The following is a 25,829-nucleotide window of genomic DNA, read 5'->3' as shown; positions in this document are numbered from 1 at the left end:
GGCAGTTGTAACCTTGACCAACGAGCAAGGATTTCCCCTCACACTATTTGCAATTAACTCCCATTCGGCTGGTTTTAACGATTCACATCAATCAGGGTCAACCACGGCCCGTAACGCGTGACCTTGATCGGCAAGGTTTGCGCCAGCGCGCTCAGGGTTTGGGCGGTGTTGTCCAGGGGGAACACCCCGAACACCCGCACCCGTGCAGCCTCGGGACTGATGCGCAACACCCCCGTCTGGTAAGGCGCAAGCGCGTCGACCAGGGCTGACAACGGTTCGTCATGCAGCTCTACACGGCCGTGGAGCCAATCGGTCTGGCTACGGGACGTAGGGGTTTGCGGGTCAATCTGGCTGGCCGTGAAAGACACGGCCTGGCCGGTGTCTATACGCCGCTGCTGACCACCCAGGGTGTTCAGTTGCACACTGTGCTGTTGCACGCTGGCCAGGCTTTCGCCCGTCCCCTGACGCACTATAAAGCGCGTTCCAAGGGCCTGCACCTGGCCTTGAGCCGTGACCACCACAAACGGGCGCCCGGCATCAGCAGCCACCTCCACCTGCAACTCGCCTTCGCGCAGTCGCACGCGGCGCTGACCATCAGTGAACTCGATATCGACTGCGCTGCGGGCGTTGAGTGTGAGCAGGCTGCCATCCACCAGCTCGATGGTTTTGCGCTCACCGGTTGCCGTGTGCTGGTCGGCCATCAAGCCCGTCAGCGGGGTCACGCGATCCACCAGGCCTGCGGCACCCAGGCCAAGCAGCAACAGTAACAGGCCGCCTTGCAGGGTCTTTTTACGCACCGGCGAAGTCCCGGCCAACAGTGCCCGGCGTGCGGCCTGCAGTTGCCCGGGGCTGCGCCGCTCCACCGATTGCAAATCAGCCACAGGGGCTTTCAGAACGCCAGCCACCCGCTGCCATGCGGCCATGTTTTCGGGGCTTTCAGCCAGCCATGCCTTGAACACCTGCCGCTCCGAAGGGCAGGCTTGCCCGGACTCCAGGCGCAGCATCCAGTCAATGGCTGCACGGGTAATCGGATCAACCCTGGTTGTACTCATAGGACCGGCTCCGTTTGCCCCAGACAATGAACAAAGGCGCGACGCAAATCACGTTCGACCGTGGCCAGCGATACCCCCAGCTGGTCAGCGATGGCTTGCTGGGGCATGCCTTCAAGACGATTGAGCAAAAAGGCCCGCTTCACCCGTGACGGCAGCCCTTCAAGCACCCGGTCGATGGCTTCAATCGCCTCGCGAACCAGGGCAATGTCTTCAGCAGAAGGTGCATAGGCCTGGGGCAAATCGGCCAGTTGATCCAGATAGGATTGCTCGAGCTTGCGGCGACGCCACAGTGAACACAGCAAGCGGCGGGCGACGGTACTCAGATACGCCCTGGGCTCCTGGATACGCTCCAATTGCCGGGCGTCCCAGGCGCGCAGAAATGTGTCCTGGGTCAGATCAGCCGCATCCTGTGGGCAACGCACCTGTCGCGACAGCCAGCCGCGCAGCCACGCATGATTGTCGTGATACAGACTTGCCAACAGGCTTTTGGGGTCCACAGGGCTAGACACGATAGATAACCAGACTTAAATAGCAATAAGTCGCATTATCGTCGGATGGGAAGTAATTGCAAGTTACAAAACTTGTGGAAGTGGCTGGCTCACGATGGTCGTAACGGGACTGCCCAGAAACTGCGCGCCGCCCTCATCGCGAGCAAGCCCGCTCCCACAGACTCAGCGCCCGCCGCCAAGATCCAGAAAGGTGCCTGTGGTGTAGGAAGCCTTGTCCGAGAGCAGCCACACAATCGCTTCGGCCACTTCTTCGGGGCGCCCGCCGCGGCCCATCGGGATGATCGGTTCAAGTTTGCTGACCCGACCCGGATCGCCGCTCAGGGCGTGAAAGTCGGTGAAGATATAGCCGGGGCGCACTGCATTGACCCGGATCCCCTCACCCGCCAGTTCCTTGGACAAGCCCAGGGTGAAGGTGTCGAGCGCGCCCTTGGAGGCCGCGTAGTCGACGTACTCACCCGGCGAACCCAGGCGCGATGCCACCGACGACACATTGACGATATTGCCGCCCTGCCCGCCGTAGCGTGGCGACATGCGCAGCACCGCGTGCTTGGCACACAGGATCGGGCCCAGCACGTTGGTTTTGAGGGTATGCATGATGCGCAGTTCGGTGAGCTCGTCGACCCGTGATTTGAGCCCCACGGTGCCCGCGTTGTTGACCAGCGCCGTGACCGGCCCCAACTGCTCGTCGACTTCAAGAAACAGGCGAATGATTTCATCTTCGTCACTCACATCGGCACGCACCGCGATGGCTTTTGCGCCCAGGGCACGAACCTGTGCCAGCACCTCATGGGCTGCCGCATCATCCGTCAGGTAATTGATGCAAATCCGATAACCCTGTTGCGCCGCCAGCACGGCGGTGGCGGCACCTATGCCGCGGCTGCCGCCGGTGATCACGATGACTTTATCCATAAATACGTGCTCCCCTTACTACGATCCAAGTCTGGGGGGCAGAATAACCGCGAAGGCTTTAGTTTGTCAGGTCAGTGTCGATTTTCTGTCCGTGACGGGCTCGGCGCGATGGATTTCATGCATGAATTGCTCGGCAGGCAGAGGCTGGCCCAACAGAAAACCCTGCAGCGAATCGCAGCCCAGGGTAGTCAAAAAGCTTTGCTGGGTATCGGTTTCCACACCTTCGGCCACAATCCGCAGCCCCAGTGCCTGGCCCAGCGCAACAATGGCCGACACAATTGCCGCATCGTCGCTGTCATGCTCCAGGTCACGAACAAAACCACGGTCGATCTTCAATTCATTGGCCGGCAGACGCTTGAGGTACATCAGGCTGGAGTAGCCGGTGCCGAAGTCATCAATGGACAGGTCCACGCCCATCTGCGAAAGGCGCTGCAGCACCACCATGCTTGCATCGGCGTCGCTCATGGCGGTGGTTTCGGTGATTTCCAGGGTCAGGCTGTTGGCTGGCAACCGATGCCGTTCCAGCGCCTCGACAACGCTGTCGACCAGCCCCGTGTGGCAGAACTGCAATGCCGACAGGTTGACCGCAATGCGCCAGCCGCTATAACCCTGATCGAACCACACGCGCATCTGGCGGCACGCCTCGTTAAGCACCCAATCGCCAATAGGGATGATCAGCCCGGTTTTCTCCGCGAGGTCGATAAAGCTCTCCGGCAACAACAAACCCTGCTGCGGATGCTCCCAGCGCAACAAGGCCTCGGCACCTACCGGCTGACCAGTGCCGGCGTCGAACTTGGGCTGGTAATGCAAACGGAACTGTTGCAGCACCAGGGCCTGACGCAGGTCTTGCAGCAGTTGCAATTGTTTGCGGGCGTTGAAGTTCATCGAGGCATCGAAAAAACTGTAGCCATTTTTGCCCGTGCCCTTGGCGTGATACATCGCCGCATCGGCGTTCATCAGCAGCTCTTCGGCGCCCAGACCGTTACCGGGATACAGCGCGATGCCGACACTCGCGGAAATCAGCAAATCATGCTCGTCGACCCGGAACGCCTTGGACAACAGACTGACCTGGCGCGCCGCCACTTGCGGGGCATCGTCCGGCTCAAGCAGGCGCACCAGCAACACAAATTCATCGCCACCGATTCGCGCCAGGGTGTCCTGGCTGCGCAACTGCTCGCGCAAGCGCAACGCCACTTCACGCAACAGGCGGTCGCCCAGGTGATGACCAAAAGCGTCGTTTACCGGTTTGAAACCATCGAGGTCGATAAACATCAGCGAGAAGCATCCGCCCTGCTCCGTCACCTTGCTCATCGCCTGACCGATGCGGTCAGCCAGCAGGATACGGTTAGGCAGCCCGGTCAGGGTGTCGTGCAGGGCCAGTTGCGTAAGCTCCTCATTGGCCAGGGTCAAAGAGTCGGCAAGGACCGCCGTCCGGGCATTGAGCCGGTCATCAAAAACCGAGGTCAACAGAGCAATCACCAGCACGGCCAGGCTGGACACCAGCACCAGGTTATCCAGCCCCTTGCCGCTCAAGCCATCCACGGCGGCCCCGCAAAAACTGCCAATGGGAAAATTCGCCGCCGCCATGCCGGTGTAATGCATACCGACAATGGCCAGCCCCATGATGACCGCAGCCCCTCCCCGGATCAGACGCACATAAGGGGTTTTCTTGCGCAGGCGAAACGCAATCGACAGCGCGGCGGCAGAAGCGCCTACCGCGATCAGCAACGACAGGGCAAACAGCGTCGGGTCGTAATCAATCCCCGGCTGCATGCGCAACGCCGCCATGCCGCTGTAGTGCATGGCACTGATGCCCGCACCCATGATCAAGGCGCCGAACAACAATTGCAGTGCCGGCAAGCGCGGCTGACTGACCAGCCACAAGGCAAAGCCTGACGACAGGATAGCCACCAGCAAAGACCACAGGGTAAGCCCCAGGTCGTACCCCAGGGTCAGCGGCAACTCCAGCGCAAGCATCCCGATAAAGTGCATCGACCACACGCCAAACCCCATGGCCAGTGCCCCGCCACCGATCCATAGATACACGGCCCGGCCTCTGGCAGTGGCAATACGACCGCTCAGATCAAGGGCGGTGTACGACGCCAGAATGGCAACACACAGGGAGATAAAAACCAGCGAGGGAGAGTAGCTTGCAGAAACCATGGACCTTCTCGTAAGCGGGTGCCGAACAGCATCCATGCCCGGTAAAGGGGCGCGATTGTACTGCTTCCAGACGCTAACGCACCTATGAATGCGACGAAATCCTGCTGGCCTGTTGTTCGTGCGCACTGACGCGCTTTACCTGTTCGATATAACGCGTCACCGCCGCCGATTTTTCAAATCGACGGTAGATCAACGACAGCCACGACTGCGCCTCACACCCTTCAATCGACCGGTAAATGACATTGGGCAGGCTGATATGGCCGACCACTGATTCAGGGACCACCGCCACGCCCTGACGCAGCGAAACCAGGGCAATCACAGCCACCAACCCTCCCGGCTGGGGGCCCAGCACGGGAGCAAAGTCGCCTTGGGCAGCCACCTGCAACGTACCGCTGATTTGCTCCGGCAAAATAAACGTCTCGTTTTGCAGATGCTGCGCACTGACGCTTTTAAGACGCGCCAGCCAGCTGTCTGCGGCCAGGGCCAGAACAAATCCCTCGGCCTTGAGACGAATCGCCTCCAGCCCCTCGGGCAAGGTCATGGGTGAGCGCACATAACCCAGATCGAAGCGGCCCTCAGCGACCATCACCGGCAAACTGGCCATCGGTGCTTCGCGCACACTCAAACTGACCTCGGCGCATTCATTGGAAAAACCCTGCACCTGCTGCTGCAAAACCCCTGAGTACACGGCCGAAGCCACGTAACCCAGTTCGATATGGCCTGTCTCTCCACGCCCGGCCCGCTGGGCATTGCGCTGGGCCAATTCGAACTGGCGCACCGTGGCCTGCGCCTCGGGCAACAGGGCCCGCCCAGCTTCGGTCAGGCTGACCTGTCGCTGCTGGCGCACAAACAGGCGCACGCCCAGGGCGCTTTCAAGGTCCTGGATTTGCCGCGTCAAGGTCGGCGGCGCAATGCCCAGTACTTCTGCGGCCCGGGTGAAATTGCCCTGCCGGGCAACGGCCAGGAAATAACGGAAATGGCGTATGTCCATAGCAGCATTAGCTCAAAGGTAATGAAGTTCGGGTTTCCGGCTAACAAGCACCGCAGTGCCCGCCCCTACACTGGGGCCATCGCCGTACTGAAGAGACGTGAGCATGACCGTAAAATTAATTGCCTGCAAAGTAATGCTTGAACCGGGCCCGGAGCTGAAACAATGAAAGCTGTCAGCCCGCGCCTCACCCTGCTCACGGCCAGCGGGGTGTGTTCACTCATCGTGCTCGACACCAACATCGTCGCCGTCACCCTGCCCAGCATCGCCCGGGATCTGGGGGCCAGCTTTGTCGATATCGAATGGGTCGTCAGCGCTTACATGCTGGCGTTTGCCGCCCTGCTATTGCCGGCCGGGAGCATTGCCGATCGCTTCGGTCGTAAAAAGACCCTGCTGTGGGGCTTGAGTATTTTCATCCTTGCGTCCCTCGGCTGCGGCGCGGCGCCCAACAGCCTGCTGCTGGAAATCGCCCGCGCCGTAAAAGGCGTAGGCGCGGCCCTGCTGTTGACCTCGGCGCTGGCCTCGATCGGGCATGCCTTTCACGATGAGGTCGAACGGGCCAAAGCCTGGGCCTTCTGGGGTGCCTGCATGGGGGTGGCCATGACGGCGGCACCCACCCTTGGCGGGCTGATCACCCAATACCTGGGCTGGCGCTGGATCTTTTACCTCAACCTGCCGGTTGGCTTGCTGTTGATGCTGCTGGTCAGGCATGCCATCGCTGAATCCCGCGACCCGCAATCGGCCCGACTCGACCCCTGGGGCAGCCTGGCCTTCAGCGCCAGTCTGGTGTGCCTGATCTGGAGCCTGATCGAAGCCAACCGCATTGGCTGGAACGCCCCGCTGACCTATGCCCGGATAAGTGCCGGTGTGCTGTTGCTGGTTCTGTTTGTGTTGATCGAATCACTGCAGCGTCGCCCCATGATTGACCTGCAGCTGTTTCGCCAACCGCGCTTTATCGGCGCCCTGCTGGGCATGTTTGCCTATGCTGGCTGCGCTCAGGTAATGATGACCTTGCTGCCGTTCTATCTGCAAAACGGCCTGGGCTTGAGCGCTGTCACTTCGGGCCTTGGGATGTTGCCGTTTGCCCTGGCCATGCTGCTCTGCCCGCGTATCGGTGCCCGCCTGGCGTCCCGTTACAGCCCTTCCAGCATGATGGCCGCCGGTTTGACCCTGGTAGGTTGCGGCAACCTGCTCAGTGCCTGGGCGGTGGATCATGGCGGCTACCTGAGCTTTGCGCTGACCACTGCGGTAACGGGTGCCGGGGCGGGTTTGCTCAATGGCGATACGCAGAAAAACATCATGGCCTGCGTGCCACGTGACCGTGTGGGGATGGCGTCCGGCATGAGTACCACCATGCGCTTTAGCGCCATTGTGCTGGCCATCGGCGTATTTGGAGCCCTGCTGGGAAGCCACACCGAGCAACACTTGCACGCCAGCCTCAAGCAGGACGCCGGGCAGTGGCTGGGGCAAAGCCACTTCATTGCTTCGCGGGTAGTGGCCGGTGACATGCCGGGGGCGCTCAGCCAACTGCCACTGGAGGCACACGCACAGATCCAGTCGTTGGCGACCAGCGCCTTTGTGGCGGGGTTTAGCCTGGTCTTGTGGGTGGCGGGGGTGATGGGGCTTCTGGGCGCCCTGGTGGTGGGCACGCTGATGCGCAATCCGATACCGAAATCACGCCTGGCTATAACCCGATAGCCGCCGCACCCCCACGATCTAAAGCGTTTCAGTCCAGCTCGAACAACCCGGCAGCCCCCATGCCGCCGCCGATGCACATGGCGACCACGACAAATCGGGCGCCACGGCGGCGGCCTTCGAGCAGGCTGTGGCCCACCATCCGGGCTCCCGACATGCCGAACGGATGACCAATGGAAATCGCCCCGCCGTTAACGTTCAGGCGGTCGTTGGGGATCTGCAGAAAGTCGCGGCAGTACACCACCTGGCAGGCGAACGCTTCGTTGATTTCCCACAGGTCGATGTCCGATACGGTCAGGCCAAACCGCTTGAGCAGTTTTGGAATCGCGAACACCGGGCCAATCCCCATTTCTTCCGGCGCACAGCCACTCACCGCGATCCCGCGATACACGCCCAATGCTTCGATCCCGCGCTGTTTGGCTTCGGCACGGCTCATCATCAAGACCGCCGAGGCGCCATCGGAGAACTGCGAGGCGTTGCCCGCCGTGATGAATTCCCCCTGCTGGACCCATTTACCGTCCTTCCAGACCGGCTTGAGTGCCGCCAGATCCTCAAGGGTGGTGGACGGACGATTGCATTCGTCGCGATCCGCGATCACGTCCTGATAACCGCTGGGCTTGCCTTCTTTGTCAAAGCACAGCTTGCGCGCAGCCAGCGGGACGATTTCGTCGCCGAACAGACCTCCCGCCTGGGCCGCGGCAGTGCGCTGCTGGCTTTGCAGGGAATACTGGTCCTGTACTTCACGGCTGATGTTGTAGCGGCGAGCCACGATTTCAGCGGTTTCGAGCATCGGGATATAGGCCGTGGGCATGCATTCAAGCACCGCCTCGGACTGTGCACGGTAGGTGTTTTTGTACTTGTTCTGGGTCAGGGACAATGACTCCACACCACCGGCCACGGCGATCGACATTTCGCCGGTCATGATGCCTTTGGCAGCCACCCCGATACTCATCAGGCCCGAGGCGCACATGCGGTCAATCGCCATACCCGGCACGGTATTGGGCAGGCCGCCGGTGTTGGCACACAAGCGTCCGATGTTGTAGCCCTGGGTGCCTTGCTGAGCAGCGGCGCCCATGATCACGTCTTCCACCGAGCCCGGTTCTATCCCGGCGCGCTCGACGACGGCGCGCACCACGTGCCCGCCCAGCACCGGCGCTTCAGTGTCGTTGAACGAGCCCCGGAAAGACTTGGTCAAGGCAGTTCGGGCCGTGGATACAATCACAACGTCATTCAGGTTCATGTTCGGGGCTCACTTCTCAATAGGGTTGAAGGTGTAACGGCTGATGGTGTCCACCACGCAGCCGGGGCGCTCGCTGCCCTCGATCTCGACACTGATGCGAACCACTGCCTGCAGTGCCTGGCCCAGTGCCTCGACCTCCACGATCTGGCCATGCCCGCGCACCCGCGAACCGACCTTGACCGCAGCCGGAAAGCGCAACCGGTCACTGCCGTAATTGACACCCATTGCCAGGTTTTCGAACTGCATCAGTTGCGGCATGAACAGATTGGCCAGTGCCAGGGTCAGGTAGCCGTGGGCAATGCAAGCACCGAACGGCCCCTTGGCTGCACGCTCAGGGTCAACATGGATCCACTGGTGATCGCCCGTGGCCTCGGCAAACAGGTTGATCCGCTCCTGGGTCAGCACAAGCCAGTCGGTGTGCCCCAGGTCTTGCCCACGTGCGGCGAGCAACTGCCCGGCGCTGCTAAATAGCGTACTCATGGTCTGATCCTCAGGCCTGTTGCGAGCTGACAGGCAGCACTTCGCCAACCATGTATGAGGCGTAATCGCTGGCCAGGAACACCATGACGTTGGCCACTTCCCACACTTCAGCGGCGCGACCGAAGGCTTCGCGGCTGGTCAGTTGCTCCAGCAGTTCACTGCTGGAGGCTTTTTTCAGGAAGTCATGCAAGGCAATGGACGGCGCCACGGCATTGATCCGCACCCCGCTCTCGGCCGCTTCCAGCGCGCTGCAACGGGTCAGGGCCATGACCCCGGCCTTGGCGGCTGCGTAGTGGGCCTGTTCTTTCTGCGCCCGCCACCCCAGCACCGAGGCGTTGTTGACGATGGCCCCGGCGCCACGGCGCTCCATGTGCGGAAGCATGGCGCGGGTCATGCGCATGGTGCCGGTCAGGGTGATATCCAGCACGGAGGACCACTGTTGATCGGTCATTTCGGTGAGGCGTACCTGGCCGCCAAGACCTGCGTTATTGATCAGCACATCGACCCCGCCCAAGGCTTCTTCAGCTGCGGCGACCAACGCTTGTACATCGGCTTCGACGGTGACGTTGCACAGCTGGCCGTACACCGCCTGCAATCCGGTTTCCGCCTTGAGGCGCTCGACCGCTTCTTCGAGGCGGCGCGGATGAATATCGGAAATCATCAAGGCGCGGCAGCCTTCTTCGGCGCAGCGTTTGGCAGCGGCATAACCGATACCTGCGCCAGCGGCGGCGGTGATCAAGATCGACTTGCCCGCGAGCAACTGGTGACCGGGCACGTAAGGAGGCGCTTGTCTCATGGTTTAAATCTCTGGTTAAAACGATAGCCCCGCTGTGGGAGCGTAATTAAGAGCAACGCGGCTCAAGTATGGGAGCGGGCATCACTCGTCAGCTGCCCCACACCCTTTGCGGTGCAGGTGCTTCTGCCAGGATCTGGCCCATGGCTACACCGACTTCTTCTGGCTGCAGTTGCGCACCCTTGTCGCGGGTCACGCCGGTGCGCCAACCATCGCCCACGGACAATCGCCCGCCCTGGCTTTCGATGATTTGCCCGGTCACATCCCCCGACAGTTCGCTGCCCAGCCACACCACCAGCGGCGCAACGTTTTCCGGGGCCCAGGCGTCGAAAGCTCCGTCTTCGGGCTTTTTCACCAGGTCCGGCATCGCGCTCTCGGTCATCGAGGTGCGTGCCGCCGGGGCCAGGGCATTGGCGGTAACGCCGTAACGCGCCAGTTCAGCCGCCTGCACCAGGGTCAACGCTGCGATTCCGCCTTTGGCAGCGCTGTAGTTGGACTGCCCGACCGAGCCCTGCAAGCCCGCTCCCGACGTGGTGTTGATGATTCTTGCGGCCACCGGCTGGCCGGCCTTGGCCAGGTCACGCCAGCGTTTGCCAAGGATGTTGGCCAGGCAGAAATGCCCCTTGAGGTGCACGCGCATCACGGCATCCCAATCGTCCTCGCTGAGGCTGATAAACATGCGGTCGCGCAAAATACCGGCGTTGTTGACCACCACATGCACTTCGCCGAATGCAGCCAGGGCGGCATCCACGATCTGTTGTGCCGTGGCCAGGGTGGTGATGTCATCCGCGTTGGCGATGGCCTGGCCACCTGCCTCGCGAATCTGCGCGACCACTTCTTCAGCGGCTTCGCGGCGAATATCGTTGACCACCACGTTGGCACCCTGCCCGGCGAAAGCCAGCGCATAGGCACGGCCCAGTCCACCGCCCGCGCCCGTGATGATGACGGTACGTCCTGCACAAATTGCCATGTCAATGCTCCTAGAGGCGTTCAATAATCGTCACGTTGGCTTGCCCACCGCCTTCGCACATGGTCTGCAGGCCATAGCGGCCGCCGCTTTGCTCCAGCTGGTTAAGCAGGCTGGTCATCAACCGTGCCCCGCTGGCACCCAGTGGATGCCCCAGGGCAATTGCGCCGCCGTTGGCATTGGTTCTGGCGGGGTCAAAATCCAGTTCCTTGGCCCAGGCCATGACCACCGAGGCGAACGCTTCGTTGATCTCGACCCGGTCAATGTCAGCGATGTTCATGCCGGCTTTTTTCAGCGCGGCGCGGGTGGCGGCAATCGGCGCGGTCAGGTGCCAGATCGGGTCGTCGCCCAGCACCGAGAGGTGGTGGATTCGCGCCCGTGGTGTCAGGTTGTAGCGCTTGAGTGCCGCCTCAGAAACCACCAGCAAAGCGGCCGAGGCGTCGCAGGTCTGGCTGGAAACTGCAGCAGTGATCGACGGAAACTCGGCAGACACCGGCTCCAGCTCGGCCATTTTTGCCAGGCTGGTGTGGCGCGGCGTTTCGTCGTCCCATACCCCTTCACAGGGCACGATCTCGTTCACCAAACGGCGCCCGGCAATGGCATCCAGCGCCCGGCGATGGCTTTCAAGTGCGTAGGCTTCCATTTGCTGGCGGCTGATATTCCAGTGATCCGCAATGCGCTGAGCGGCGTAAAACTGGTTGACCGGCTGATCGCCAAAGCGCGCCCGCCACCCCTTGCTGCCGGAAAACGGGTCACTGAAACCCAGCGGCTGACCGGCCAGCATCGCCGACGAAATCGGGATCTGGGTCATGGTCTGTACGCCGCCTACGGCAATCACATCCTGGGTGCCACTCATCACGGCTTGCGCGGCAAAATGCAGTGCCTGCTGCGAGGAACCGCACTGGCGGTCAATGGTGGTGCCAGGCACGTTGAGTGGCAGCCCTGCGGCCAGCCAACTGGTGCGGGCGATATCACCGGCCTGGGAGCCGATGGTGTCGACGCACCCAAAAATCACGTCGTCATATTCGTCCGCCGGGATCTGGTTGCGCTCGACCAGTGCCTTGAGCACATGGGCACCCAGATCTATTGCATGGACATGGGCCAATCCGCCCTTGCGCTTGCCGGTAGGGCTGCGCAGCGCGTCAACAATATAGGCTTGGGGCATCGATCAATCCTCGAACGTGTGACCGGGGCCCAGAGGCGCCGCGCCACTCAATACATACTCGGCCACACGGGTCTTGTGCAGCGCACGGTCGCCCCAGGCGCTGTCCAGTGCCCAGGCGCGTTTCATGAACATCTGCAGGTCGACTTCCCAGGTGTACCCCATCGCGCCATGTACCTGAATACCGTGGCGAGCCGCCAGCCAGCTTGCTTCACAGCTGGCCAGACGCGCCTGGGACACCCACACGGCTGCATTCGGCTCGTTATGAGCCAGGGCGTAAGCGGCGCGATACAGCACCGGCTTGGCGAATTCGAGCTGGGTGGCAACGTCGGCCAGGTGGTGTTTGACCGCCTGAAAACTGCCGATCGGCTTGCCGAACTGTTTGCGCTGCGCGGCGTAATCCACCGACAGATCCAGCATGCGTTGCGCCAGCCCGAGCAACTGTCCGGCCACCGACAGCGCGCCACGGTTCAGCGTCTGCGACCACAGTTCACGGCCCTGTTCGCCCTGCGCCACCTGCGTCGCAGCACAAGGTTGCCAGCTGACCTGCGCCAGACGCCGAGAGGCATCCAGGCTGCTGTGACCCTGGACATCCACCTGGCTGCGAGGTACGGCGTGAACTTCATCGCCATGGGCCAGTAGCAACAGATCAGCATGGGCGGCATCCGCCACCAGCGGATTGACCGGGTGCCCGATGGCAACCCGCAAGCTGCCATCGGCTATACCCTCCAGCCACTCGCCGCGCTGGGCAACGCTTTCGGGCAAGCCCGCGATCAGGGCGCTGGCCACATAAGCGGTATCGGCCAGCGAATCAGGTATGGCGTAGTAACCCAACTCCTGCGTCATCAAGGCCCAGGCCACGTCATCCATGCCCAGGCCACCAAAGGCTTCAGGAATCGACAGTGCCGTAAGGCCCTGCTCGGCAATTTTGTTGCGCAGATCCGGGGAACGGCCGACATCGGTTTCCCAGATTTCACGGAGCATTTCCGGCGCGGCTTCAGTCATCAGAAAACGGCTGATGGCTTCGCGGAAGGTTTGCTGGTCATCGGTAAAGGTAAAGTCCATCCCCGGCCTCACTTCGGCAGACCGAGCATGCGCTCGGCAATGATATTGCGCTGAATCTCGTTGGTGCCTGCGTAGATGGGACCTGCCTGAGCAAACAGAAAGCCCTCCAGCCAGTCGTGACCGTCTGCCGATTTACCGGTCAGTTCGCCACTGGCACCCAGGATGCGCATGGCGGTTTCGTGCATGCGCAGATCAAGTTCCGACCAGATGATTTTGTTGGTGCTCGACTCAGCGCCAATCTGCGCCCCACGGCTCAGTCGGCCCACGGTGTGGTAAGCAGACAAGGCGTAGGCTTGCGCATCCATCCAGGCCTTGCACACTGCATCACCCAGGCTTGGGTCACGGTCGGCACTGGCACGGTTGGCCTGATACAGCTCCACCAGTTTGCGCGCCGTGTACTGAAAACGCGCCGGTGAACGCAACAGCAGGCCGCGCTCGAAACCGGCGGTGGCCATAGCCACATGCCAGCCCTGCCCTTCATCGCCAATGCGATTTTCCAGCGGGATGCGCACGTCATCGAAGAACACTTCGGCAAAGGCGTCCTTGCCGTTCAGGGCCTTGATGGGACGCACCGTCACACCCGGCGCATTGAGCGGCACCATGACAAATGACAACCCGTGGTGACGGCTAGAAGTGGGATCACTGCGAAACAAACCAAACAGCCAGTCCGCAAAAATGGCCCGGGTCGACCAGGTTTTCTGGCCATTGAGCACATAGCCCTCGCCATCACGGGTGGCCTTGCTGGTGATCGCAGCCATGTCGGAACCGGCGTTTGGCTCGGACCAGCCCTGGGCCCACATGTCGGCACTGGCCGCCATGCGCGGCAGAAAGCGTTTTTTCTGTGCTTCGGTGCCGAACTCCATCAGGGTGGGCCCGAGCAATAACTGGCCGTTCTGATTGACCCGCATGGGGGCGCCCGCACCGTAATATTCTTCTTCGAAAATCAGCCACTCGATCAGATCGCAGCCACGGCCACCCAGTTCGGTGGGCCACATCACCATCGACAGACGACTGTCGAACAACTTGGCTTCCCACTGGCGATGCTGCTCAAAGCCTTCGCGGGTGTCGTAACTGGCGAGGGGTTCAGACGGCAGATTAGCCGCCAGCCATTGCCTGACCTCCTGACGGAAAGCCTTTTGTTTGGGCGAATAAGTCAGTTCCATGGTCGGTTCCTCAGAACTTGGCGTCGCGTTTTTCAACGAACGCACGGCGAGTTTCGGCGGAGTCCGCACTGGTGTAGGCCTGAAGCGTAAAACCCTGCTCCCAGCGATATTTGTCTTCCAGGTTGCCGTCTTCGATACCGTTCAACGCTTCTTTGGCGATGCGGATCATTGCGGGGCTTTTGCCCGCGATTTTGTGGGCAATGTGCAGCGCGGTTTCACGCAGTTGCTCACGGGGCACTACGCGCTCGATAAAGCCGTACTGCTGGGCTTCTACAGCGCCGATCTTGTCGCCGGTAAAAAACAGATAACGCACTTTTTGTACCGGGAACAAACGCTGCAGATGGGCACCACCGCCCATCGCGCCGCGGTCTACTTCCGGCAGGGCAAACGTGGCGCAATCGGAAGCCACGACGATATCGGCGGCGCCGGTAATCCCGATCCCGCCACCCAGTACAAAACCGTGAACCGCGACAATCACCGGCACCGGGTTGCGATGCACCGCCTTGAAGGTGGCGTAGTTGCCTGCGTTGACCTTGACGATCAGTTCCGGGTGGGCGTCGAGTTCCTTGATATCGACCCCTGCGCAAAAACCGCGGCCCTCGGCACGAATCACAATCACGCGGACCTCAGGATCCTGGCCAAGCGCTTCCAGGGTATGCGCCAGGTCCAGCCACTCTTGGCTGTTGAGGGCATTGACGGGCGGCCTGTCGATCACCAGTTCAGCGACGCCTGCGTCGATACTGGTGTGAAATGCGGTATGAGTTGCGCTGTTCACATGTGCTCCCGGGTTGGCAAAGGCATGGGAGCAGTATGGGAACGCGCCGGGGGTGGATCATCGTCCGTTGAGACTAAACAGTTGCCAGCCGCGTGCCCTGCGCAGGAGCGAGCCAAAGCTGCTCTGCGCACGGCACGTTATCTAGGGTTACCCATCAACAATTGCTTTGGCGGTGTTGTTAAGCAAGTCGTGTACGCGCTGAACCTCTGCGGGGCTCCAGTGCCCCTGATGCAGTTGCAGGGCATGGCGCAAATTGTGCATCGCCTCATGTATCTCTGCCGGTCGGTCATGGCCCCGCAGCGAGCGTCGACTTACATCAATGCGCATGTGCACACCATTAAGGAAACTCCGAACAAGTCTCCAAGTATGCTGAAATACAGCCTCACCACCTGCCCTGAGTGCGTCATGAGCCAGATGAGCTTTTCCGATTTCGAATACGCGGGCAAGCACAAGCAAACACGCCGCGAACGGTTCCTCGCCGAGATGGATCAGGTCGTGCCCTGGAGCGGTTTACTGGCGTTGATCGAGCCGTATTATCCGAAGGCTGGTGGTGGCCGAAAACCGTATCCGCTGGAAACCATGCTGCGCATTCACTTGCTGCAAAACTGGTTCTCGCTGAGCGATCCTGCCATGGAAGAAGCGCTGTATGAAATCACGCCCATGCGCCAGTTTGCGCACTTGACCCTGAGCGCGCCGATCCCTGAAGACACCACGATCATGAACTTCCGACACCTGCTGGAGAATCATAAGTTGGCGCCGGCGATCCTGGCGGTCATCAACGGTTATTTGCAGGAGAAAGGCCTCTCGCTGCGCCAGGGCACCATCGTCGATGCGACGATTATCCACGCGCCCAGTTCGACTAAAAACGAGGACGGTAAACGCGATCCAGAGATGCATCAGACGAAGAAAGGCAATCAATATTTCTTCGGAATGAAGGCCCATATTGGTGCCGACGTTGAGTTGGGGCTGGTTCACCACGTTCACGGCACCGCGGCGAATGTAGCCGATGTCACTCAGGTTGCTGAACTGCTGCACGGCGAGGAAAACGCGGTCTACGCTGATGCTGGTTACACCGGTGTCGAGAAGCGCGAAGAGCATGAAAACCGTGAAGTGGTTTGGCAAATCGCCGCGCGACGCAGCACCTATTCCAAGCTGAACAAGCGCAGCGTGCTGTACAAAGCCAAGCGCAAAATCGAGTACCTCAAGGCCCAGACACGGGCCAAGGTCGAACACCCATTTCGGGTGATCAAACGTCAGTTCGGTTATGTGAAAGTGCGCTTTCGCGGCCTGATGAAAAACACCGCTCAATTGACCACGCTGTTTGCCTTGTCCAATTTATGGATGGCTCGAAAAAAGCTGATGGGTATGGGCTAATTACGCACGTAACACGGAGAAATGGGCTGACAAGCTCGCCAAGGCGGCGCGTACGGGATATTTCGCGGTCAATAGCGCCAAATTCAGCGGGATTTTCAACTTACTGCGCGGTTGCGGCAAGTTGATCGGAGCTTCCTTAAGCATTGCGACAGATCAGATATTCAAGTCCACACACTATGTCGAGCAAAAGCCATCCCTGCTGCACTTCGAGATCAAAAAGGAATACGTCGAGCAAATGCTGTCTGAGCAAGGCAAGTACTCAGGAAGTATCGCTGTCATCTGGGATTCCGAAGTCTGACCTCACCCCTTCCATTGCGTTAAACACGCGCAAACGGGCCCCTCATACGGACTAGTCCGGCTCAGGGATTGCACCCGCGTTGCGCGCTTTCATGCTGGCGCCTTGATCCGTATCACTTAGACGAGGCCCACATGGAGCTTGCCCTGACTGACGAGCAGCGAATGATTCAAGCGTCTGCCGAGCGTTTTTTGACCCAGGTTGCCAGCTCCAGCGCCGTGCGCACGGCGATGAGCAGTGAACGTGGGTATGACTCCCAGACTTGGGAGCAAATAGCCAAGGAGCTGTACTGGCCTGCACTGGCGATCCCTGAAGCCTATGACGGACTCGGACTGGGCTTCGCCGAGGTTTGCCTGTTGCAGGAGCAACTGGGACGCTGCCTGCTGCCTACGCCCTTTTTTGCCACGTGCTGCCTGGCCACCCCTGCCCTGTTGCTCAGCCGCAATGAGTCACTCAAGGAGCGCTGGTTGCCATTGATCGCCGCTGGAGACGTACGCGCCAGCCTCGCCTATACCAGCGCCCCACGCTGGGACGATAGTGGCGTGCAGGTGTATGCACAAAGCCATGCAGGCGGGTATCGCCTCAATGGCGAGTATCGCTATGTCATCGACGGCGCCGACTGTGACTTGTTGATCATTGCCGCTCGCACTCCGGGCAGCGTCGGCGAAGCCGGTATCCGCTTGTTCGCTTTACCTGCTGACACACCCGGCATTCTTTGCCAGCCGCAGGCGACACTGGATCAGACCCGTCGCCTGGCCACCCTCACCCTGAACGACGTTGCCGTCTGCGACGAGCATTTGCTCAGCGAGCCGGGACAGGGCTGGCCGTTGCTGCGCGATGTGCTGCACATCGCCTGCATCGGTCTGGCTGGCGAGCAGACCGGCGGTGCCCAGCAGTCACTGGACATCACCTTGAAATACATAAGCGAGCGCGAACAGTTTGGTCGTCGTATCGCCAGCTTCCAGGCCATCAAGCACCGTTGCGCCGATCTGATGCTGGCCATTGAGTGCTCACGGTCCGCCAGTTATTACGCCGCCTGCATTGCCGATCAATGCCTGAACATTGATGGCGATCCAAGTGCTCGACAGCAACTGGGAGAGGCCGCCGCCACGGCCAAGATCTTCGCCAGTGAAGGTTTTTTTCAGTGCGCTGCCGAGTCCATCCAGCTGCATGGCGGCGTGGGATTCACTTGGGAATACGACCCGCACTTGTACTTCAAGCGAGCGCGGGCCAGTGAGCAGATGCTCGGCACTCCGGCATTTCATCGCGAGCAATTGGCCAGACAGATTTTCGGAGAGCGCACATGAATATCGGCTTCAGCGCAGCAGATGAGCAGTTCCGGCAACGAGTGGCCCAGTGGATGCAAACGCACCTCACTGGCGAATTTGCCGTTCTGCGCTTTCGTGGTGGCCCAGGGGATGAAGACTTTGCCCCCGCGTTGCGTAAACGCTGGGAGCAGGTACTGGCACAGGGGCAATGGGTCGGTGCCGGTTGGGCCACCGAGCATGGGGGCCGTGGACTGAGTATCAACCAGCAGGTGATTTTTTTTGAAGAATACGCCCGGGCGGGCGGTCCGGGGCGCATGGGTCATATTGGCGAGGGCCTAGTCGGACCGACCCTTGCAGCCTTCGGCACCCCCGAGCAGCAACAGCGTTTTTTGCCGCCGATTCTGTCTGGGCAGGATTTCTGGTGCCAGGGCTATTCCGAGCCCGGCGCAGGTTCCGACCTGGCCAATATCAAGACCCGCGCCAGTTTCGATGAAAGCAGCGGCCAATGGTTGATCAGCGGGCAAAAGGTCTGGACATCCCTGGCCCATGAGTCGGATTGGTGCTTTGTGCTTGCACGCACCGAACCGGGCAGTGTCGGCCATCGCGGCCTGTCTTTTTTGCTGGTCGCCATGGATCAGCCAGGTATACAGGTTCAGCCGATCCAGCAATTGACCGGCACCTGCGAATTCAATGAAGTGTTTTTTGATCAGGCCAGGACGTCGGCGCACAACATGATCGGCCAGCCTGGCGATGGCTGGAAAATTGCCATGGCGCTGCTGGGGTTTGAGCGAGGGGTTTCGACCCTAGGGCAGCAGATGCAGTTTCAGAATGAACTGGACGAAGTCGTGCGTATCGCCAGGGCCAATGGCGCGGCGCAGGACCCCGTCATACGTCAACGCATTGCCCAGGCCTGGGCCGGCTTGCGTGTGTTGCGCTACAACTCGCTGCGCATGTTGTCCGGAGCTCAGGACGGCAGCCTTCGACCTGAAGCAACAATCTACAAGCTGGCGTGGTCCACCTGGCATGTGGAACTTGGAAAGCTGGCGATGGACGTGCTCGGGCCTGAAGCCGAGTTGCTGGCAGGGGCACCTTACGAGCTGACCCGCCTGCAGGCCCTGTTCCTGTTTACCAGGGCCGACACCCTCTACGGTGGCAGTAGTGAAATCCAGCGCAACATCATTGCCGAACGAGCGTTGGGCATGCCGCGCGAAGCGCGTTAGTACCTGTGGGAGCGGGCTTGCTCGCGATGCTATCGACGCGGTTCCCCTGCTGAACCGCGGCGTCTGAATCGCGAGCAATCCCGCTTTCACGGTGTTGCGCAGCAGTCCTTACCTCAACCTGTCAGAACGTGTACTTGCCGTTAAACGACAGGTAGTCCCTGTCAGCCATTGTCCGCCCCTGGGCAATATCGGCCGAACTCAAGTACGCCACGTAGGTAAGCCCCAGCTGGAAGTTACCCAGGTATTTAAAGTCTCCCCCCACTGTCAGGCGCTTCTCGGCACGCCCCAACCCGGAGTAGGCACTGCCGTCGATGTTCTGGGTCCAGGTGGCTTTGGTCGTCAAATCCCAGCCGTTAAACACGTTGGGGTGATCGAAATACGCGCCGATGCCAAGCAGGCTTGAACCACGGGTCTGACCGTCGTACACGAACGTGTTGAAGGTGCCATCCGTGCCCGCTCCACCACCGCTGATCGTCAGGTCATCCACACCCTGAATCCTCTGGTGCACCACCTCGGTCATCAACGTGGTCTGTTGCGCCATGAACGTCGGCCCAATCATGTACACCGCGTTCAGGTTGCCCTGCCACACCTGGCCACGGGCCGGGGCACCATTGCTCAAGTACACCGCGGCACCATCGCGGTAGCTCAGGTCACCGGCAAACTGCACCGAATCACCGACTTTTGTGGTGAAGCTCATGCCCGTGAGCTTGATGTTGTCAAAGTAGCCCAACTGGTAACTCGGGCCATTGCCGTTGCCACCCACCTTACCCAGCGAGGAGTAGTGCGTCTGCCCGGTGAAGTCGAAAAACAGCGCCGGAACCCGATCGTGATAACGGTAGTGAAACAAGCCGATTTCGGTGTTTTGCGTCAACCGGTAGCGGGTGCCCAGGCCCCACTCGCCACTGTTGCCGGGTTTGACTGAACCGCCATAACCGACAGCCGCTGCATCCGGCAAATTATTGATGACTCCCGGGGCCAGCCGAAAGAACTCGGCGCCCGGGCCAAAGGTGTCGCTGCCGAAATAGTCACCCACGGGATTGAGCTGGGTTTCTTCCCACTTGTATTGATAGAAACCGAGCAAGGCCAGATCTTCGTTCACCGACCACGAACCCGAGACTTGCCCGACCGGCAAGTAGGCATCCTTGGCTTCGGTGCCCGGCACGTTGAATTTGGTCGAATCCACTGGCGCCTGGCCCTGGCTGATGTTGGGCCAGAACAGGCTTTCACCCCAGGCCACCAGGTGCCGCCCGGCCTTGAGGGATAAATACTGGTCGTCATTGACCGTAAAGTCGCCGTACACGTAGGCGTCCAGCAGCCGCGCCTTGCTGCCACTGAGTTTGCGCGTGTCCTGGCTGAAGTCGTTGTAGCGTCCGGTCTTGTTGACCGTATCCGGTGAATCGTTGTCGTTGCGCTGACGGTAGACCTCGTCATAAAAGTGACTGCCGCGTACCACGGCGCCGAGGTTGTCGTGCTTGAGCATCAGCTCGCCAAACACACTGACCCGATTATTGATCAGTGAACCGCGCTTGAAGTTGCGCGTGGCGTCGTCGTAGTTGATGTTATTGAGGTATTCGTGATCAGGCTTTTCGGTACGCATCGAAGCCGTGTAGTTCACGGTCAGCGATGAGTCGAGCGTGGTGTTTTCACCCAGCTCGATGGTTGGCGCAGCCAGCGCCAGGCCGCTTAACCCCGACAACAAACCGGTCCCCACAAAACGCGTGTATTGCTTGAACATGCCTTGCTCCTTGTTATTGTTTTTTTTTGCCCCGCCCAGCCGCCTGCGCACAGGCAAGGCCCGTGGCAGACAGCTGGATGGAGTCAGGGCGTTACAGGTTTACTTGCCGGCCCGGCGTGCTGCTTCAGGACCGAAATCCCCCGGCGCAAATCCGCCTTTGTTCAGCACATAGCCGTTACGTTGTTCGTTGATCAGGTTGAACGCCAGGTAGCTGCCCGCATTCAAGTCGTGATACAGGCCAACACCCGCCTGCCAGGTCTGTGTCTCCGGGGCATAGAAGTAGTTGACCATCGAGGTGCGCCACAGCTCGCCACGGTTGTCGTAGTTGTCGCCCATGATCGGGAACCAGCTGTCTTCGTCGATGTACATCGTGCGCTTGCCATACAGATGGCGGTTGCCGGGTTTGAGTACGCCTTCGAGCACCCATACGCGGTGCAGCTCATAGCGCATGTTGTCGGGGTTGATATGGCCCGGGGTCAGCAGGTTGGCGTACTTGAGGTTGCTGTCATGCAAGCGCGCCGTGTTGTACGGGATATACAGCTCTTTCTTGCCGACGATATTCCAGTTGTAGCGCTGGGCAGAGCCGTTGAAGATTCGAACTTCGTCGACCGTGATGGAACCACCGGAGCCCGGGAATGCCATGTCGAAACCGTAACCCGGGGATTGGCGAACGCGACGCGTGCCGGGGTCGTAGCGCCAGCTCTGGCGCGGCTCGGTCTTGTCGTTCCAGTACTCGGTACCGGTATTGATTTCACCCTTGTCGCGCTGTGGCAGCAGGGTCTCGTTGAGATAGAACGATGAGTTGCCGGTGGTATCACCTATTTTGCCTGGCTCAAGGCCCGGCGCCATGTTGCGCGAATGCACACGGCCCCAGTTGATGTTGCCGTCCTTGAGCACATAGGCGTTGTCTGACGTGTACTCCTCGGTCCATGCCCGCACGGTAAACAGCGAGGCGTTTTTCAGCAGCTCGATACCGTTTTGCGGGATAGGGAATGCCACACCGCCGGTGCGAGCAACCACGCCCTCACCGTCATCGACCAGCTTGGCGACCGAAGCATTTTCCAGGGTGGCTTTGCACACGGTGTCAGAGAAACGGAAGTCGCGGTGCGAAGGATAAACCGGCATGCGAAAGGTCTGCGGATAGAGCTTGAACAGGGCTTTCTGCCCCTCGGACAAATGGGCGTCGTACTGACTCAGGTTTTGCGCGGTGATCACAAACAGCGGCTTTTCGGTGGGGTACGGATCCACAGGATGCTTGCCCGTGCCCTCGAACTTCATCCCGGGCGCCGCACCCAGCCATTGACCGCCAAACGCCGGGATTGTGCCTTCGGCATTGCCCGCCTGCTGTGCGCCGACGCAGGTCAGATCCTTGCCCAGCCGGGCGATCTGATCCGCAGGTGCCTGGGCCAGTGCTAGCCCGCTATAACCGTGTAAAACCAGTGCGACTGACAGCCAGCCGCCCATGTGGGTGATGCGTCCCATGGAGTTCTCCTTTTTTATTGGTCATGCAAATGCTCGTGTGGGAGCGGACTCCACCAACGGCTTGCCCAGGTTGAACCACGCGGCCAGCGCCGGAAGCAGGAAGATCGCGCCCAGCACGTTGACCATAAACATGAAGGCCAGCAGCAGGCCCATGTCGGCCTGGAACTTGAGGGGGGCGAACACCCAGGTACACACACCCAGCGACATGGTCAGTGCGGTAAAAACCGCGGCGGTGCCGCGCTGGCACATGGCGCGGTAGAAGGCTTCGCGCAGGTCCTGCCCATCGGCCATTTCATGCTCGATGCGCTCGTAAAGGTAGATCCCGTAGTCCACCCCTACTCCCACGCCCAGCGCCATCACCGGCAGCGTGGCCACCTTGAGGCCAATGCCCAGCAGCGCCATCAGGGCATTGCACAACACGGCGACGATCGCCAGAGGCACCAGGATGCACAACACGGCTCGCACCGAGCGAAAGGTCAGCAGGCAAAACAGCGCCACCGAGAAGAACAACGCTGCGAGCATCACCACCTCGGCGTGTTTGACCGCTTCGTTGGACGCGGCCATGACACCGATGTTACCGCCCGCCAGTTTGAACTCCACGCCCGGCACCTGGATGGCAGCGATGATGCGCTTGGCCTCGTCCAGTACATGGGCCACGGTGGCGCCTTCATGGTCGGTCAAAAACACCAGAATCTGCATCTGCTGACAGCCGTCAGTCACCAGCCCCGAGTCCGGCGAATAGGCATAGGCGCCCTGCTGCAAGCCCTGGGACGAACCCGGAATGGCTGCCCAGCGAGGATTGCCTTCATTGTTGCCGGCAATCACTTGCTTGCTCATGCCCGCCACGCTTTGCACCGATTGCACACCGGGCACTTCGCGCATTTTGTAGTCGAAAGTTTCCACTGCCCGCATGACCGCCGGATCCAGACAGGCTTCACTGCGATCACTAATAGTCAGGAACACCGACAACACATCCAGCCCGATGGAGTAATTGCTGATGATTTTCTGGTTGTCCTGGTTGTAGCGCGAGTCGGCACGCAGCTCCGGCGCACCTGAACCGATGTCACCGGTCGCCAGCTCACGGGCCTTGATAGCCCCCACCGCCAATAGCACCAGACTCAGGGCGAACACCCACAGGGCCGGGCCCGGTGTGGCCAGCGCTGATACCCGCCACCACAGCGGGTGGCGCTGGTTAGACACGTTCGCCTTTGCCGTCATCAAGCGCGGTTCAAGTCGCAGATGCGCGATGATGAGCGGCAGCATGACCTTGTTAGTGATGATCATCAGCATCACGCCGATGCAGGCCGTAACACCCAGCTCGTGAACGATGGGGATATCGATCAGCATGATCACCCCGAAACCCAGGGCGTTCATCAGCAACGCCAGGGCACCGGGGATAAATATCTTGCTGAACGCCGCCTTGGCGGCAGTGACCGAGTCACTGCCGGCCAGCACTTCCTGCTTCCAGGCGTTGGTCATTTGCACGGCGTGGGACACGCCAATGGAGAAGATCAGGAACGGTACCAGAATCGACATTGGATCGATCCCAAGACCCAGCAATGGCAACAGGCCGAGCAGCCAGATGACCGGCAGCAAGGCGACAAACAGCGCCACCAGCGTCAGGCGCCACGAGCGCGAATACACCCACAACAGCACACCGGTAATCAGGAATGCGATGGCGAAAAAGCCCATCACCGTATTCAGGCCTTCGACCACGTCGCCCACCAGCTTGGCAAAGCCGACGATGTTGATTTCGATATCGGCACTGCTGTATTTGGTGCGGATATCTTCCAGGCGCTGGGCGATCTGCACGTAGCTCACCGGTTGCCCGGTTTTGGGGTCGATGTCCTGCAGGTCGGCGCGCACCATCGCCGATTTCAGATCGTTGGCCAGCAAGCGGCCGATCTGTCCTGAGCGCGCGGCATTACTGCGCACTTGCTGCAAGTCTTCGGGCGTGGCGGCATATTGCGGCGGCACCACCAGATCACCGACATAACCGTCTTCAGTGATTTCGATGTAACGCACGTTGGGGGTAAACAGCGAGGTCACGCTGGGGCGGCTGACCCCGGAGATGTAAAACACGTCGTCGGTGACGTTCTGCAGGGTCTGGAGGAACTCGGGGTTGTAGAGATCGCCCTGGCCTTTCCAGTGCACGCTGACCAGCAGGCGATTGGCGCCGGTGAAGATACGGCTGAAGTCCAGGAAGTTGAGCATGTAGGCATGACGCACCGGAATCTGCTTGTTGAATCCGGGGTCCAGCCGTACGTGGGTGGCGCTGTAGCCCAAGGCCAGGGTTACCAGCAGAAAAAAGCCAAGCAGGACATTGCGCCGGGCCATCAATTGCTCGGCGCAGTTGTTTACAAAGCGCTGCATGCCCATGCTCGCGGTCCCTCGCACACTCGTTTAGGTGATCGCGATAATCAAACGGCCCCGCCCCTTGAACATCGTCCATAAGGGTTATGCTGTTTGAGGGATGGACTGCGCAAAAGCTTAAAGCCAGCGCCTTGAATATGTAGCCGCTGAGGAGCGCAGCGAGGCTGCGATCGGCTGCGCAGCGGCCGTAAACCTGAGTATTCGTTATTGCGCGTAGCCTGAGCTCACGGTGGCAGCGTCGCAGTGGCGCACCATCCCCATAGCAGCCTCGCTACGCTCCTCAGCGACTACAGGGTATCTCTTGTCACTCTTTACTGGCCTTGAACGTCAACTCGCCCTTGGGCCATTTGGCGGCTTTGGCAGTGACGGCCTTCAGGGTTTTGCTCAGGCCTTCCTTGAGCTGCTCCTGGGCGGCGAAGATCAACATCACGGTCTGACCTTCCTTGAATACGATGCCTTCGCCCAGAGGTGAGCTGACATAGGCGTAATCGCCGATGCCGTAGATGGTCATCTTGATGTCGCGGAATTTGATTTCGAACTTGCCACCTTCACGGCTGGGCAGGACCGCAGCGCGAAAATGATCGCCAACCTTGAGCCCCAGGCCTGGCTTGTCATCGACTACCAACGCTGCTTCTGTATCGATTTCAGCGATGTAAATACCTTCTGCGTTCTGCTCGGTGATGTACACAAAGCGGGACTGGAACAGTTTGACCAACCGCGCCCGCAAATCGCCAAGAACAAATAACGCATGCATCTCCAGATTGCTGACTGCCAACGAAAAACCCTCGAAAACGTGAAGTGGAGCTACCAGAACAAATGACAGGCAGCAGAAAAAAGGCCTCAGCCCACTTATATAAAAACCGGATACAACAAAATCTCCGGACTGCTGGAGTCGGGAGTGGCATGTAACAAAGACCGACGATTACCGCAGGTTAATGGGCATCAACCCGGGCCTGCATCAGCAAAAAACAGGCTAAAAAATACAACCGGAGTGCCATTCTACCGACTCATGCCCGAGATTGGGTATACACATCCACTTCTCAATCGGGCAAACCGCTATTTTTACTTCGTTTGCTGACCGTGAAATAGCGCTTTCGTCGCCCGGACACGTTAACTGCGCC

Annotated in this window: 21 protein-coding genes and 1 pseudogene; 4 read left to right on the top strand and 18 right to left on the bottom strand. The window is 60.2% G+C overall.

The features are described 5' to 3' along the window. Window positions 1-74 precede the first annotated feature (74 nt). From V6P94_RS13205 to V6P94_RS13185, 5 genes are all read right to left on the bottom strand, one after another. Complete coding sequence (locus tag V6P94_RS13205) at window positions 75-1,052, bottom strand: FecR domain-containing protein (RefSeq protein ID WP_133079702.1); 978 nt, start codon at window positions 1,050-1,052, stop codon at window positions 75-77. After that, on the bottom strand, window positions 1,049-1,549 hold the full coding sequence (locus tag V6P94_RS13200; protein ID WP_133079707.1) for a sigma-70 family RNA polymerase sigma factor: 501 nt from the start codon (window positions 1,547-1,549) through the stop codon (window positions 1,049-1,051). The genes V6P94_RS13205 and V6P94_RS13200 overlap by 4 nt, the downstream gene beginning before the upstream one ends. 174 nt (window positions 1,550-1,723) lie before the next feature. Continuing rightward, window positions 1,724-2,470, bottom strand: a complete 747-nt coding sequence (locus tag V6P94_RS13195) for an SDR family oxidoreductase (protein WP_133079701.1) — start codon at window positions 2,468-2,470, stop codon at window positions 1,724-1,726. A gap of 66 nt (window positions 2,471-2,536) precedes the next feature. Next, window positions 2,537-4,633, bottom strand: coding sequence for an EAL domain-containing protein (locus V6P94_RS13190; protein WP_133079700.1), 2,097 nt, complete (start codon window positions 4,631-4,633; stop codon window positions 2,537-2,539). An 82-nt stretch (window positions 4,634-4,715) separates the two neighbouring features. Beyond that, complete coding sequence (locus V6P94_RS13185; RefSeq protein WP_133079699.1) at window positions 4,716-5,624, bottom strand: LysR family transcriptional regulator; 909 nt, start codon at window positions 5,622-5,624, stop codon at window positions 4,716-4,718. 162 nt (window positions 5,625-5,786) lie between these two features. Here V6P94_RS13185 and V6P94_RS13180 point away from each other — a divergent pair, with 162 nt between their 5' ends. After that, complete coding sequence (locus V6P94_RS13180; RefSeq protein WP_133079698.1) at window positions 5,787-7,319, top strand: MFS transporter; 1,533 nt, start codon at window positions 5,787-5,789, stop codon at window positions 7,317-7,319. Between the two features lie 28 nt (window positions 7,320-7,347). Here the strand turns inward: V6P94_RS13180 and V6P94_RS13175 are convergent, their stop codons facing one another. From V6P94_RS13175 to V6P94_RS13135, 9 genes and pseudogenes are all read right to left on the bottom strand, one after another. After that, the gene (locus V6P94_RS13175) at window positions 7,348-8,556 is read right to left on the bottom strand and encodes an acetyl-CoA C-acyltransferase (RefSeq protein WP_133079697.1); all 1,209 of its coding nucleotides are present in this window, start codon (window positions 8,554-8,556) and stop codon (window positions 7,348-7,350) included. A 9-nt stretch (window positions 8,557-8,565) separates the two neighbouring features. After that, window positions 8,566-9,036, bottom strand: coding sequence for a MaoC/PaaZ C-terminal domain-containing protein (locus tag V6P94_RS13170; RefSeq protein WP_133079696.1), 471 nt, complete (start codon window positions 9,034-9,036; stop codon window positions 8,566-8,568). Window positions 9,037-9,046: 10 nt separating this feature from the next. Beyond that, window positions 9,047-9,832: an SDR family oxidoreductase gene (locus tag V6P94_RS13165; RefSeq protein ID WP_003446457.1), complete on the bottom strand. Its 786-nt coding sequence runs from the start codon at window positions 9,830-9,832 to the stop codon at window positions 9,047-9,049. 88 nt (window positions 9,833-9,920) lie between these two features. Further along, window positions 9,921-10,799 carry an SDR family oxidoreductase gene (locus V6P94_RS13160; protein ID WP_133079695.1) on the bottom strand — a complete coding sequence of 293 codons (879 nt, stop codon included), beginning with the start codon at window positions 10,797-10,799 and terminating at the stop codon, window positions 9,921-9,923. Between the two features lie 10 nt (window positions 10,800-10,809). Continuing rightward, window positions 10,810-11,961 (bottom strand): acetyl-CoA C-acetyltransferase, encoded by a 1,152-nt coding sequence (locus V6P94_RS13155; RefSeq protein ID WP_133079694.1) that lies wholly within the window; start codon window positions 11,959-11,961, stop codon window positions 10,810-10,812. Between the two features lie 3 nt (window positions 11,962-11,964). After that, window positions 11,965-13,023 (bottom strand): acyl-CoA dehydrogenase family protein, encoded by a 1,059-nt coding sequence (locus V6P94_RS13150; protein ID WP_133079693.1) that lies wholly within the window; start codon window positions 13,021-13,023, stop codon window positions 11,965-11,967. 8 nt (window positions 13,024-13,031) lie between these two features. Continuing rightward, window positions 13,032-14,186 (bottom strand): acyl-CoA dehydrogenase family protein, encoded by a 1,155-nt coding sequence (locus V6P94_RS13145; RefSeq protein ID WP_133079692.1) that lies wholly within the window; start codon window positions 14,184-14,186, stop codon window positions 13,032-13,034. A 10-nt stretch (window positions 14,187-14,196) separates the two neighbouring features. Beyond that, window positions 14,197-14,961 (bottom strand): enoyl-CoA hydratase family protein, encoded by a 765-nt coding sequence (locus V6P94_RS13140; protein ID WP_219261320.1) that lies wholly within the window; start codon window positions 14,959-14,961, stop codon window positions 14,197-14,199. 147 nt (window positions 14,962-15,108) lie between these two features. Beyond that, a pseudogene (locus V6P94_RS13135) lies at window positions 15,109-15,303 on the bottom strand (PadR family transcriptional regulator); the annotation flags it as partial. Between the two features lie 63 nt (window positions 15,304-15,366). On the opposite strand from V6P94_RS13135, the gene V6P94_RS13130 reads away from it, so the two are divergent. The 3 genes from V6P94_RS13130 to V6P94_RS13120 all read left to right on the top strand — a co-directional run bounded on the left by V6P94_RS13130 (window position 15,367) and on the right by V6P94_RS13120 (window position 19,118). Beyond that, window positions 15,367-16,335, top strand: a complete 969-nt coding sequence (locus V6P94_RS13130) for an IS5 family transposase (protein ID WP_338646845.1) — start codon at window positions 15,367-15,369, stop codon at window positions 16,333-16,335. A 429-nt stretch (window positions 16,336-16,764) separates the two neighbouring features. Continuing rightward, on the top strand, window positions 16,765-17,937 hold the full coding sequence (locus V6P94_RS13125) for an acyl-CoA dehydrogenase family protein (protein WP_133078264.1): 1,173 nt from the start codon (window positions 16,765-16,767) through the stop codon (window positions 17,935-17,937). Then, entirely contained in the window at window positions 17,934-19,118 is a 1,185-nt protein-coding gene (locus tag V6P94_RS13120; protein ID WP_133078263.1) for an acyl-CoA dehydrogenase family protein, read from the top strand. Before V6P94_RS13125 ends, V6P94_RS13120 begins: the two co-directional genes overlap by 4 nt. Before the next feature lie 121 nt (window positions 19,119-19,239). Here V6P94_RS13120 and V6P94_RS13115 read toward each other — a convergent pair whose 3' ends face one another. From V6P94_RS13115 to V6P94_RS13100, 4 genes are all read right to left on the bottom strand, one after another. Next, complete coding sequence (locus V6P94_RS13115) at window positions 19,240-20,853, bottom strand: DUF1302 domain-containing protein (protein ID WP_133078262.1); 1,614 nt, start codon at window positions 20,851-20,853, stop codon at window positions 19,240-19,242. Between the two features lie 99 nt (window positions 20,854-20,952). Beyond that, window positions 20,953-22,335 carry a DUF1329 domain-containing protein gene (locus V6P94_RS13110; RefSeq protein ID WP_133078261.1) on the bottom strand — a complete coding sequence of 461 codons (1,383 nt, stop codon included), beginning with the start codon at window positions 22,333-22,335 and terminating at the stop codon, window positions 20,953-20,955. A gap of 21 nt (window positions 22,336-22,356) precedes the next feature. Further along, entirely contained in the window at window positions 22,357-24,708 is a 2,352-nt protein-coding gene (locus V6P94_RS13105; protein ID WP_133078260.1) for an RND family transporter, read from the bottom strand. 304 nt (window positions 24,709-25,012) lie between these two features. Next, on the bottom strand, window positions 25,013-25,483 hold the full coding sequence (locus tag V6P94_RS13100) for a hypothetical protein (RefSeq protein ID WP_133078259.1): 471 nt from the start codon (window positions 25,481-25,483) through the stop codon (window positions 25,013-25,015). Between the last annotated feature and the right edge of the window lie 346 nt (window positions 25,484-25,829).

The organism is Pseudomonas sp. ML2-2023-3 (genome assembly GCF_037055275.1).
GTDB lineage: Bacteria > Pseudomonadota > Gammaproteobacteria > Pseudomonadales > Pseudomonadaceae > Aquipseudomonas.
Note: the sequence above shows the minus strand (reverse complement) of the source record. Positions and strands in the feature narration are given on the sequence as shown.